The sequence below is a fragment of the Bartonella sp. AP30XZML genome (assembly GCF_042195945.1).
Lineage (GTDB): Bacteria > Pseudomonadota > Alphaproteobacteria > Rhizobiales > Rhizobiaceae > Bartonella.
Genome location: NZ_JBHIPJ010000101.1, coordinates 16,563 through 28,918, shown reverse-complemented (window position 1 = coordinate 28,918; position 12,356 = coordinate 16,563). Strand labels below are relative to the sequence as shown.

Annotated in this window: 12 protein-coding genes, 1 tRNA gene and 4 pseudogenes; 14 read left to right on the top strand and 3 right to left on the bottom strand. The window is 36.5% G+C overall.

Translation table 11 applies throughout. From position 1 onward, the window contains the following. The 5 genes from ACFIL2_RS06945 to ACFIL2_RS06925 all read left to right on the top strand — a co-directional run. Positions 1–658, top strand: a 658-nt coding sequence (locus ACFIL2_RS06945; RefSeq protein WP_375680070.1) for a recombinase RecT, incomplete at its 5' end; no start/stop codon positions are given. Position 659: 1 nt separating this feature from the next. Next, positions 660–1,283 carry a lambda exonuclease family protein gene (locus ACFIL2_RS06940; RefSeq protein ID WP_375680071.1) on the top strand — a complete coding sequence of 208 codons (624 nt, stop codon included), beginning with the start codon at positions 660–662 and terminating at the stop codon, positions 1,281–1,283. 69 nt (positions 1,284–1,352) lie between these two features. After that, the gene (locus ACFIL2_RS06935) at positions 1,353–1,841 is read left to right on the top strand and encodes a DUF488 family protein (protein ID WP_375680072.1); all 489 of its coding nucleotides are present in this window, start codon (positions 1,353–1,355) and stop codon (positions 1,839–1,841) included. A 140-nt stretch (positions 1,842–1,981) separates the two neighbouring features. Then, complete coding sequence (locus ACFIL2_RS06930) at positions 1,982–2,200, top strand: hypothetical protein (RefSeq protein ID WP_375680073.1); 219 nt, start codon at positions 1,982–1,984, stop codon at positions 2,198–2,200. 8 nt (positions 2,201–2,208) lie between these two features. Beyond that, complete coding sequence (locus tag ACFIL2_RS06925; RefSeq protein WP_375607455.1) at positions 2,209–3,246, top strand: tyrosine-type recombinase/integrase; 1,038 nt, start codon at positions 2,209–2,211, stop codon at positions 3,244–3,246. 1,487 nt (positions 3,247–4,733) lie between these two features. Here the strand turns inward: ACFIL2_RS06925 and ACFIL2_RS06920 are convergent. The 3 genes from ACFIL2_RS06920 to ilvA form a co-directional block, all read right to left on the bottom strand. After that, positions 4,734–6,116, bottom strand: coding sequence for a DEAD/DEAH box helicase (locus ACFIL2_RS06920; RefSeq protein ID WP_375632923.1), 1,383 nt, complete (start codon positions 6,114–6,116; stop codon positions 4,734–4,736). A 290-nt stretch (positions 6,117–6,406) separates the two neighbouring features. Beyond that, positions 6,407–6,937: a hypothetical protein gene (locus tag ACFIL2_RS06915; RefSeq protein ID WP_375680077.1), complete on the bottom strand. Its 531-nt coding sequence runs from the start codon at positions 6,935–6,937 to the stop codon at positions 6,407–6,409. A gap of 35 nt (positions 6,938–6,972) precedes the next feature. Further along, positions 6,973–8,250: a threonine ammonia-lyase IlvA gene (ilvA, locus tag ACFIL2_RS06910; RefSeq protein WP_375680074.1), complete on the bottom strand. Its 1,278-nt coding sequence runs from the start codon at positions 8,248–8,250 to the stop codon at positions 6,973–6,975. Positions 8,251–8,396: 146 nt separating this feature from the next. Here ilvA and ACFIL2_RS06905 point away from each other — a divergent pair. The 9 genes and pseudogenes from ACFIL2_RS06905 to ACFIL2_RS06865 all read left to right on the top strand — a co-directional run bounded on the left by ACFIL2_RS06905 (position 8,397) and on the right by ACFIL2_RS06865 (position 12,356). Next, positions 8,397–8,482: transfer RNA gene (locus tag ACFIL2_RS06905), tRNA-Leu, on the top strand. A gap of 527 nt (positions 8,483–9,009) precedes the next feature. Further along, a pseudogene (locus ACFIL2_RS06900) lies at positions 9,010–9,324 on the top strand (hypothetical protein). Between the two features lie 153 nt (positions 9,325–9,477). Beyond that, positions 9,478–9,723, top strand: coding sequence for a hypothetical protein (locus ACFIL2_RS06895; protein WP_375635039.1), 246 nt, complete (start codon positions 9,478–9,480; stop codon positions 9,721–9,723). Positions 9,724–10,027: 304 nt separating this feature from the next. Beyond that, positions 10,028–10,441, top strand: coding sequence for a hypothetical protein (locus ACFIL2_RS06890; protein ID WP_375662107.1), 414 nt, complete (start codon positions 10,028–10,030; stop codon positions 10,439–10,441). Further along, positions 10,407–10,739, top strand: a complete 333-nt coding sequence (locus tag ACFIL2_RS06885; protein WP_375680075.1) for a hypothetical protein — start codon at positions 10,407–10,409, stop codon at positions 10,737–10,739. The genes ACFIL2_RS06890 and ACFIL2_RS06885 overlap by 35 nt, the downstream gene beginning before the upstream one ends. 171 nt (positions 10,740–10,910) lie before the next feature. Further along, a pseudogene (locus ACFIL2_RS06880) lies at positions 10,911–11,298 on the top strand (hypothetical protein). A 49-nt stretch (positions 11,299–11,347) separates the two neighbouring features. After that, positions 11,348–11,575 (top strand): annotated as a pseudogene (locus ACFIL2_RS06875) (antitoxin). 60 nt (positions 11,576–11,635) lie between these two features. Beyond that, positions 11,636–11,785: a type II toxin-antitoxin system PemK/MazF family toxin gene (locus ACFIL2_RS06870; RefSeq protein WP_375680076.1), complete on the top strand. Its 150-nt coding sequence runs from the start codon at positions 11,636–11,638 to the stop codon at positions 11,783–11,785. 250 nt (positions 11,786–12,035) lie between these two features. Continuing rightward, positions 12,036–12,356 (top strand): annotated as a pseudogene (locus ACFIL2_RS06865) (hypothetical protein).

Sequence of the window (12,356 nt, the reverse complement as noted above, 5' to 3'; positions counted from 1 at the left end):
CCCTTTAACAAAAGAAATCTATGCTCTCCCTAAAAAAGGCGGCGGCATCATACCCGTTGTTTCTATCGACGGTTGGATAAAAATCATCAAATCAAATCCTGACTTTGATGGCATGACCTTTCAAGATCAACTCGATAAAGACGGGAATCTCATTGCTATCAAATGTGCTATTCGTCTCAAAGGCATTAAAGACCCTATCGAAGTCACCGAATATCTCAAAGAATGCGAACAAAAAAGTGACACTTGGCAAAAATACCCAGCCCGTATGTTGCGTCATAAAGCCACTATACAATGTGCTCGCTATGCTTTCGGGCTTTCCGGTATTTATGAAGAAGATGAAGCAAAACGTATCAATGAAACAAACCATAACGTACAAACGAAGTTAGTTTCTTATGATGTGCTTATGCAAATCAAACAATTAATAAACATCACTCAAACAGAAGAAGAAAAAGTGCTTGATTATGCACAAGTCGACAGGCTTGAAGATCTTCCTGATGAAGTAGCACAAAGGATTTTGGATGTTTTGCAAAAGAGACAGCATGAAAAAGAACAATCTTTCCTACAACAAAAGCAAATAGAGGCGCCTATACAAGATGCCGAATATATTCACGTCCAAGATATCGAATATGGACCACAAGAACAAAGAACGGCGGTGTGAGATGGAACAAAGAACAGCAGAATGGTTCCAAGCACGCTTGGGTAAAGTCACCGCATCAAACATTTACAACATACTCAATAAAACTACAAAAGGATTGCCTACGAGCAAATATGAAGACTACAAAATCAAACTCATAACAGAACGCTTAACAAGAGAAACAAGCCCCTATTATGAAACTGAAGATATGAGATGGGGTATCGAACATGAAGAAGATGCCTTGAGAGAATATGGCTTCATTCATGATGCCGATATAACAAAATGCGGCTTTATCCAACACCCCACAATAGAAATGGCGGGGGCTAGCCCTGATGGTCTCATTGGAGAAGACGGTTTAATCGAAGTCAAATGCCCGAGATCAGTAACACATATGCGCTTTTGTATAGGTGACGAAATCAAACCAGAATATCACGCGCAAATGCAATTCCAAATGGCTTGTACAGAACGAAAGTGGTGTGATTTCGTAAGTTATGATCCACGTTTTACGGGAGAATTCTTTCACTTGCGCATGAAAGTCAAGCGTGTTCTCCGTGATGATCAACAAATTGAACAGATCAATCAAGCTGTTGAAACCTTTTTAGCAGAGATAGAACGAGAGATAAAACAACTCTCAACAAAAGCTGCTTAACCTTATGGGGGTGCTTTGTTCCCCGCATATCTACGAGCACCCCCGCCCTTTTACATAAGGAAATTAAACGTGTGTAACATCAAACATATTATCATACAGCCTGCTAAAGATGAGGAATTTTGTTTTTTTACCATTGGCTATGAAGGTAGGTCCCTTGAGAATTATCTTAGTTGTCTCATAGAAAACAATATCAAAACTTTATGTGATGTTCGTAAAAATCCAATAAGTAGAAAACACGGATTTTCGAAAAGACGATTAGAGAAAGCTGTGAGCAACATAGATATTGAATATATGCATATGCCTGAACTTGGAATTGCTTCTGAAAAACGAAGAAATTTGAAAACACAAAAAGATTATGACCGCCTTTTTAAAAATTATCAAAATACAACTCTCAAGAATAATTTTTGTGCAATAAACAAATTATATCAAATTTTTTTAAACAAAAAGCGCGTTGCAATCACCTGTTTTGAAGCCAATGTATGCATGTGTCATAGAGGACAACTCGCATTAGCTCTTACTCAATTGCCTGATTGGAAATATGAAATTAAACACATCTAAAAAATAAACTTACAGATTTTTTACATATGGAGGTGCTTCTCTTCACAAATGCCTCCTAGCACCACCACCCTTCTTAACACTTTCAAGTCATGCGTGATTCACGAAATGGGTGAATTGCGTCTCAATGTAGGAGAAAAGATATGGCGCCTCGTAAAGCTATCATAACGCAAGCAGACATTGCACGAGCTTTAAGAGAAGCAAAAAAGCAAAAATGCGAACTCATAGAAATCAAACCTACCGGTGAACTGCTTATCTATCTGAAAGCAGATATCCCATTACCAAACTCAACAGCACATCCAGACACACTTTTAGATTTGTCAAAGAATGAATATTACGAAATCGCACTCTCTAAGATGTAAAATTGCTTATGCCTAAACCACGCCCCCCCTATCTTCTAAAAGAAGTCACACGCCATAACAAAATCATATGGTATGTACGTATTGGTCATGGAAAACGTATTAGAATACGCGGAACCTATGGAACGCAAGAGTTTGTTGACAACTACAAAAGCGCACTTGCCGAATTACAAGGCATAATCCCTCCAAAACCTAAAACCGGAAAACTGATTGAAGGGTCATTTGCATGGCTGCTTAAACAATATTTTAATAGCGTCAATTGGCATAGCCTTGCTAAAGCTACTAAAAGACAAAGAGAACTCCTCCTTATGAAGGTATGTGATAGCATAGGAAATATTCCATACAAAGCAATTGAAAAAAAACATATTATAGCCGGTGTTGAACGGCGTAAAGAAACACCATCAGCTGCTCAAAATTTTTTGAAAGCTCTTAATGGGCTTTTTAATTGGGCAATTGACCAAGGACTTTTGGAAAATAATCCAACAATAGGAGTAAAAAGACCAGCTCTTAGCAATAAAGACGGATTCGCTGTTTGGACAGAAGATGATGTTGAGAAATATTACCAACGCTGGTCACATGGTACCCATGAACGCGTATGGGTTGATGTGCTTCTTTATACGGGCTTACGCCGTGGTGATGCCGTTCGCATTGGTTGGAAAGATGTTAATGATAATATCATTCATCTGAAAACAGAAAAGAGCCAATTTAAAACAGATGTTTTTCTACCCATTTTGCCTGAATTAGCAGAAACCCTTAAAATTGGTCCTATTGGAAATGAAACATTCATTTGCGGGAAAAATGGAAATAAGCTCGTAAAAGAAAGTTTTGGCAACCTGTTTCGTGAAGCATGTAATACAGCAGGTATTAAAAAATCAGCCCATGGATTGAGAAAATTAGCAGCAACACGCGCAGCTAACTCTGGTGCAACAGTTTCACAATTGAAAGCAATTTTTGGCTGGACAGAAGATAAAATGGCATCTCTTTATACAAAGAGCGCAGATCGTAAAAGATTAGCTCTTGAAGCAATAAAAAAGCTCCAAAAAAGTTAGGGATAGAAGCAAAAAAAACTTAAAAAAAACAATACCTACAATATTCCCTTATATTTTATTAATATGTTGATTTTATTAAAATCAATTAGAACGGCCCGGGGAGCCACTTTTCTTTTATTCTACGTAATTTATTGTTTTTTCTAAAGTTTTTAGACATGAGGGATTCGTTAATAAAAGTAATGGAATAGGATTTTTGCAATAAAATAGAAACGCAATATCCTACGGGATGTGTTTTTTGCAATGAACGCAAAAAACTATTGATTCATTTTAAAATAGCACAAATAAGATTACTTTTCTCAAACCACCGCACCTCTATAAGAGGGCACTGCAATTATTTGCACATTATAAATTATAAATTACGATTTCTTTCATCAAAGATGAATTATTAAGCTCCATCAGCAATGAAACTGTCTCATATTTTTTTTCCAAAGAAAGAATGATTTATACTCAATAAAGAAATTAAACTTAAAAACCTGCTCATGAAGCAATCATTTTGAAAAATGGAAGAAACAATAATCAAGGTCATATATTATCTCCATACACCCCACATAACCTCCTCCCCATCCTAAAAGCAAAAAACATAAAACAAGTCTGTAAACACTCCAACGTCTTATCTAATAGGTTGCCTCCTGCTAGCCACTTCAACGCTTTACAAACAACCTTGCCTTGTTCACCACACTGTCATAAAACATTTAATACATAAAATCTTATAGGCTTTATAGCCCCAAATACTTTATATCCCCCCAAATAATAGTGTTTTACAGTAAAAACCAAGATAACGAGCTAAATTGTTAAGAATCTTGAGAAAGCCTTCAGAAATCATGACATTCTCGCTATTGTATTATGCAGTCACATGCTTTTTTAAAGAGATATCTCTTAAATCCCCCAAGACTCTTTCACAATGACACCCCCGTAAATGGTATAAAATGAAATCGATTGATCAGCCCCATCTTTATTTATAATAAAAGCCATACCATCATACTATTTTCCAACTCTCAATCTCAGCAATCCCCCATTGCCTTTGAAAGAGTTTATAAAAATTATTTTATTTATTTTTCAAATGTTTATTTATATGACAACTTCACACATAACGTGCAAGCGAATACTTTTGATTGATCCGCATAAATAACTTAAAAATGAAAAAAATACGATATAGTGAATTATTAAATATATAAAACAATGAGTTATTATTAGACATCAATTTTTAAAATTAAAAGTTATCATTAAAGATAAAACACATCCTTTATAAAAATAATTTTATATAAATAAAATCTACTTTTATTCCCATTTAAAAAAATGGGAATAAAGCAAATAAATAATTGCCTCTACAATAAAGATTTTTAATAAATCCAAAAAGTTAGAAGTTTTCATTTCTAAAAAATGAAAACCTCTAAAGGATCTTCTTACTTTGACAAGAGTATTTTATAGCTCTTTTCATCAACAAAAGTAAAAAATCTCCAGTACATGATCTTTTTTCAAGACTTTATCTAAGCAGCCCTCTTAACTGATTTTCGAAAACGAAGAGGCTTTGCACGCTTTACTACTGCTTTTGCTTTTTTATGCCTCTCATTTTGAGGTGAAGAATTCTTCCGCTGCAACTGTGCGGTATCATCTTTTCGACCTAAAAACTGTTTTTGATGTTTAGATTTTTTAAAACGGCGTTCCTTATCGTTTTCTTTTTCTTTACTTTCTCGTACAATTGGCTTTTCTGGAAACGCTGCAAATTGTTCTGGAACAGCCTCAGCCACCAATTTCATACGAATCAAGCGCTCTATAGCACGCAAGCGGGACCTTTCTACCTTCTCATCAAAAAGCGTAAGTGCTACACCAGATGCGCCATTACGTCCTGTACGACCAATACGATGTACATAACTTTCAGCTTCATCTGGTAAGTCGTAATTAATAACGTGGCTTATCCCTGGTATATCAATACCGCGTGCAGCAATATCTGTTGCCACTAGAATCTGCACAGATCTTTCACGAAAAGCTTTTAAAGCAGACTGGCGAGCACCTTGTGATTTATTTCCATGAATTGTTGCGACTAAATATCCTACCTTTTCTAAACTACGTGTGACAGCATCTGCCCCATGTTTAGTTCGAGTAAAAACAATAACCGAATCAAAAGCTGGATTTGTCAAAAGTTTACTTAAAACATTCTTTTTTTCATTCGTAGGAACACAATATAATTTTTGGCAAATCTCTACAGCCGTAGTACCTTGAGGAACAACTTCAATTTTAACCGGATCATTGAGTAAACATTTTGCAAGCACAGCAATTTCCCTCGGCATTGTTGCAGAAAAGAGTGCTGTCTGACGCTCTTGATGCAAAAGCTTTGCAATTTGCTTAACATCATGAATAAACCCCATATCCAACATACGATCTGCTTCATCCAAAATCAAAAAACGAGATTGGGAAAGATCAACACACTTTTCACGAACAAGATCTCTCAAACGCCCTGGAGTCGCTATCAAAACATCCACACCTGCTTCCATACGTTTAATTTGTTTTAAACGTGATACGCCCCCAAAAATAAGACATGTTGAAAGATGTGCTCCTTTCGCCGCAGTGCGAATCGCTTCATCAATCTGAACAGCAAGTTCGCGCGTTGGAGCTAAAATCAAAGCGCGTGCAGTTTTAGGGCAGCGTTTATCACCTAAAGCCAAAATCTGACTTAAAATAGGCAAACTAAATGCCAAAGTTTTTCCAGAGCCTGTCTGAGCAACACCTAAAATATCGTGTCCTTTCAACATCACTGGAATAGCTTGTTCTTGTATAGGTTTAGGTTTACTCATCCCAGCAATGAGTAAATTTTTAATCAAAAGAGTAGGCAAACCTAACTTTGTAAAAACATTTTCTTCTTTTATAGGCAAAATAAAATCTTTCCTTAGCTGAAGAACTCAAAAGAAGTAACCATCTGAACTCTCCACTCAAGAATCCGCGCAAGAGAAATCCCTGACATTTTAAATGAAGCAACGCCTAAAAAGCGGCTTGCGCAACTCATGAACACCTTGAAATCAAGATAAAGGCGTATAAACTTCACTTTACAAAAAGCCAACAAACCAGCCTAAATGCCTTCATCTCTATTATCTTTGGATTATGATAAAAAAGCAAGAACTTTACGAAATACATTTATCATGAATAAAAACAATATTTAGATCGTTTACTTTTTGATGATTGTGTCCATCGGTAAATGTACCTTGATAAAATCAGGATAAATCTCGAGAAAAACTGGATTTTGTAAAGTTTTTTGACCGCCATAAATTAAATACCATTGGTTTTTATCAAAAATCGCCAAAGTTTTATATTGAATGATGCGATCTTTCATCTCAAGATCTGTTGGAATTAAAGCATACAAAGTACCGTTATCAGTTTGTAAATACTCTATATTTTCTTTATCTAAATAATAAGCACCAGAAGGCAACCCCTCAAATTTCTTATGCAACTGTTGAAGAAAATCACTACGTAAAGCACTCTCTGTTGTATTCAATCGATGTGCCATCTCTTTATAAAGCCGCTCAGGCATATAACGAGAAATAGGCATAAAATCCCCATTTTTTATAGCATTATTGACATCAACAACGACTCTTGAAAGTTCATCTTTTTGTACTATTGTTGGCTGAGATGCTAAACTCTGTTGATTAACAATCAAAAAGAAAAATAGACTCAGCACCGAATAAAAAATAGGTTTCATCATTATACTTCTTGTTTTAGTAAAATTTCAGTTTCTCAAATAACAAAATCAAATAACGTTTGATCATCAGTAATATCACGATAACGCCAACCTAACGCTTGAAATTTTTCCTCTAAAAGACAAAAATTACCGTATTTTTTTGTTTCAATCGCAACCAATACAGAACCAAAGTTTCTCGCTGACTTTTTAAGATATTCAAAACGTACGATATCATCATCTGGTGATAATGTGGAAAGAAAATGACGCAATGCACCAGGATGTTGCGGAAAACTAAAAATAAAATATTTTCTCAACCCTTGGAAACGTAAAGAACGCTCTTTAATTTCTGGCAAACGCTCAAAATCAAAATTACCTCCTGAAATAACGAGAAGAATTTTTTTCCCCTTTAACTCTTGAGGAGGAATACTGTTAAGCGCATCAACCGATAAAGCACCAGCCGGTTCAAGAACCACACCTTCAACATTAAGCATTTCAACCATCGTAGAACAAACGCGGTTTTCAGGAACCGTAATGACAGAATCAGGGGGAAATTGCTTTAGAATTGTATAGTTTAGAGCACCAATTTCAGCCACAGCAGCACCATCTACAAAAGTGTCAATGCTTTCAAGCTTGACGCGTTTTCCACTCTCCAAACAAGCAAGCAAACTTGCAGCTCTTTGCGGCTCAACAAAACGAAGCTTTGTTTTCCAACCATATTCATGTAAAAACTTGCTCACTCCACTTGCCAAACCACCACCCCCTACTGGCACAATCATCAAATCTGGCTCACTTTCTCCATTGAGTTTTTTCCATTGTAAAGCAGCTTCACAAAGCACTGTTGCCTGCCCTGTAATAATGCGAATATCATCGAAAGGTGGAGCCATTACACCACCGCTCTCTACGACAAAGGATTGCGCAGCTTCATAACATTGATCAAATGTTTCACCAACCAAACGAATATCAATGAATTCTTTACCAAAAATACGTGTTTTTTCAATTTTTTGTTGTGGCGTTGTCATAGGCATGAAAATCACGCCTTTACGTTTAAAATAACGACAAACAAAAGAAACCCCTTGCGCGTGATTCCCCGCTGAAGCACAAACAAATGCAGAATCTGGTGATATACAGCTAAGCATTTCTGAAACAAAATTGAAAGCACCACGAATCTTATAAGACCGCACCGGTGTTAAATCTTCACGCTTTAAATAAATTTCTGCATCATACTTTTGACTAAGAAAATCATTTCTTTGAAGTGGTGTTTCAGCAAACACGTGATGCAATCCCACCATAGCTTTTGTGACGTCTTGAATAAATTGACTCATAACACTAATCATTTCATACTTTATTTACATTATAAAAGCTTTTTCTATCGATAAAGGAAACTATTGTCAGTCAAAATTTCACTAAAAAATGAAAAATGTTTCTTTTGTCATTAATTCTTGATTCAATAAAAGATATAGCTTATGAGAGAACTCACATCGCGGACGTGATGAAAACGGTAAACATAGCAGACTTAAAATCTGCCGGTCGAAGACCTTGCGGGTTCAAGTCCCGCCGTCCGCACCAGATTATCTTAATCTCTCTTATTTTCCAATGATTTATTAAAAGTCAAAAAAAATTAAAGCACCTTCTAAACCACCTTTCGTAACTTTATTATAACGCTATAAGACGGCACCGCGGTGGTACTAAAATACGAATCATTGCTGCTTTTTGAGGTACCTTTTTAGCACTTTGACCTCCTCCTCGTCTTTATAGGATGGAGAGGCAATCAGTATTGCTAATTTGGGATTGGCTTATACTCTTCATGACTCTTGTAAAACGACGCAAAAGCTCAGAAAAGAGATAGATGCAAAAGACAAAATAATAGATAAAGAAGCTGAAAAAATACGTGCACAAAAAGATGTGATTCAAAAACAAGAAGAGTTAATTCGAAAATCAACTGCTTCTAAGATTATTTTTCCTCGAATGGCAGTAAAAAATTGGCCCAAAAGTAGTTTCAAGTACTTTCTCACGACCATTTTTTCAAGACAGGCAATCACAACACGCTCTGTCATAGCGCACATATAAATACGCAACAGCCTTCATGGGGGAAGATGATCATCAATACACAAACCGTTCTCTGCCTTGATCTAGATCTAAGACAGGCTGGGCGATTTCTCGTGTAGACAGCAGTATAACAAGTAGCACTTGTCAATTTTGAATTTTGTCGTTTTAAAGGCGATAGTATGCGCTATTTGCGTTTTCAGCAATGGCTTACAAAAATGAAGATCACAACAGATAAAGTCAATGCCTCACAAGAAGAGATGATTAAGACGGTGTGTGCAAAAGGATACAATCCAAAAGATGACAACGAAGCAAATGCTTTAGCAATTTTATATTTAGTTAAAGAAGGAAATGCGCATGTCTAATGCAATGCCATGGATAAGATTCCTTTTGAATGACTGGAACAGTGAGATCGATGGAATGACATGAGAGCAAAGGGGCATTTATATAACGCTTTTCATTCGCATGTATGACAAAAAAGCACCAATTAAAACAGATTTTGAAATGCTTGCCCGCGCTTGCAATTGCTCGCAAAAAAGTTTGTAACTATTGTCGAATATCTCATAAAGAATGATAAACTTATTGAGAAAGATAATGGTTTGTCGAATACGCGCGTTGAAGAAGAGCTAAAAGATTTTACTGATAAAAAAGTGCACATATCGCAAATTCATAGTGAGGCTGGAAAAAAGGTGCACAATAAAAAACGCTATAAAAACACTTTAATGATTTTGCTGAAGCAAACGCTAAGCAAAACCAAGCTATAAAGAAACAGAATAAGAATATATATAAACTAAAACTATCATTTTAGTTAGCAAAAAAAACTGCTTCTGAAAATTTAGAAACAAACGAACAGGTTGACGAACCAACAGAGGTTGCTGCTGTTGAGACCACATCAGAGCAAATCGAAACGGGTGTAGAAAAACAACCTTCCATTCACGAGCAAGAGAACATTACGAAAAAGCTAAACGGGTTAGAAATGACAGTGGCTGTCGTACCCCTGATGATTTCGAATCTGTTTATGATTTCGCAATCGAAGAGGGATTGCCTCCAGAGCGTGTCAAAGCCGAAATGGCAAAATTTCGAGATTTTTGGAAAGCTAGAACAGGCAAAGATGCACGCAAAACGGATTGGAAAGCAATGTGGCGCAACTGGGTGCAAAAAGCTATCGAGGATTTAGAGAACGGAAAAAACTATGGAAATCACTCTCAAAGGCAAAAAAGTGTAGATGAACGCATCTCAGACAGTATCCTTGATATCGGGCCTCGAGGTCACTTTGAAACACATTCACGAGATGATAACTCCGGAGTTTCCTTTAGTTTTGAAAAGTGGCAAGCATTGACACAACAGCAGGAAGCGATTGCCTTAGAAGCGTGTGATCAACTTCACGAATTGTTTTCAATAAAAGTGAGTAAAGAGGACATAACCAAGGCAATTTGGATGCTTTCGTGTGGTTCAAAAAATTTCGCAACAGGCAGATCATGAAGGTATGGCGCTTACCTATGGAATGGTTTTGGAAAATGTCTCTGCATGGTCACTGATGACAGTGGTCAAACGGATTTTATGCGATGAGGTAGAAGGTTTATCGGATACGTTTTTTCCAAACACTCGTGAGTTAGTAAAATTATGTCGTGATTTGGAAAATAGTCTTTTGACAAAAGCCAATCTTGTACACCAGGCTGTTTTGAACACCCGTGAAAAAAGGCTGAAAGAAAAGGCAATGAGAGAGAATTCAAGACCACTCACGTTGGTTGAAAAGCAAGTGAAAAACATTGCAGGTTAGCAAACTAGTGAAAATTGCTGATCATTTTGTGATTGGATGTGCATTTAAATCGACAAAATGGCACCGTACAGAGTGATTTAAAGATTTTATGATAAAAAATCTATCATATAAAACGCTCTGTACGGTCAAATTTGAGGCAAATAGACAAATTTGTAAAATTAGGATTAAAGCATGTTCATTTTAAAACATCTATTCTTAAAAAACCATAAACAACCCATGCGAAAGAGGTTTGTTGCAACGGCAGTGGGTATGCCCCATGGGGGATGGGACAGAGGAGTATTTTTACAACCTCTACGAATACGAAGACGGCACAAGAGAGTGTGAAAAGTTTTATGGTGGTCAGTATTACAAAACACCTAAGAATGCAGATTTTTGTACCAAAGCGCAAGTAAAAGCATGGGTTTACGGTGGTGATATTCCGAAAAGCATTCTCAATTACGAACCTCTTATAGACGAGATCAACAGAGAGATAAAAAATATTGACTTTATTCAGAGTATATTGCGTATTGCTCTAAATGCGCTTCTTAAACATTTACACAAAAGCATAAAAAGCTATTGAATCATGGGCTTTATGTTATATTTTTATATAATATTAGAGAGGGCGTTTTATGCATACAACGAAATTACGTAAAGTTGGAGGATCAGTTATGCTCTCTACACCGCCTGCATTGCTTGATGTTCTTCATCTTACTGAAATATGCAAGTGGGTTTGGCTATAGATATCGCAAAATTACACTCTTGAAGAATTGTTAGCCCAATGTAATACTTCGGACGATTTTGCGGATAAAGATGTAGAGTGGTTTGATGCTAAGCTTGTTGGGAGAGAGCTCTTGTAATGAAGCGGGGTAAATTGGGTTTGTATCGCTTGACCCAACCTCTGTCTATGAGAAAAAGGAATGCGTCCTGTACTGATTGTGTCACCGGAGACGTTTAATCGTTTAACAAAAACACTCATTGTTTTGCCCATTACGAGTGGAGGAAATTTTGCTAGAATAGCAGGCTTTGCTGTTTCATTGGTGGGAACAGGGCTGCATAAACAGGTGTGATACGCTGCGACCAACCGCGTTCTTTAGATATAGTAGCGCGTAATGGGCGAAGTCTTAGCAAAGTTATCAACATTTCTTACTTGAATTTTTTCTACAATTTTTAATGTTTAAAAACACCAACTTTAGGTAAAAAATAAAAAAGCATAAGATCATGATTTTTTCTGTTGACAATCGGCTAAACAATTTTTCACAGAATAAAAATCAATATTTGACTAATGATGTCATTAATTATGACTCAAAAGAAGCAATGATGAAAGCTGTCATCACTAAGCCAATGTGTGTTGTTGGAGACAATAAAAGCACTGTTCGCTTTGAACCATCAACACCCAATAATCCATTTGTTGAAGTTTCTAATTAGATCTACGCACGTCTCAAGCGCGCCAATGCTGCAAAACTTCTTGTTGAGGCCAAGATGGTAGCAAAGCCTGACAAAGCAATTGAACAAATTAAGCAGATAGAACAAGAAGCCACACAAACATCATCTGAACCAATGACTGAAGAAACCTCTCTCGAAAAACCAAAAGCATCTAAGGTCTCTCAATCATCAACACCTACTCTTAAAAAGGCTTAG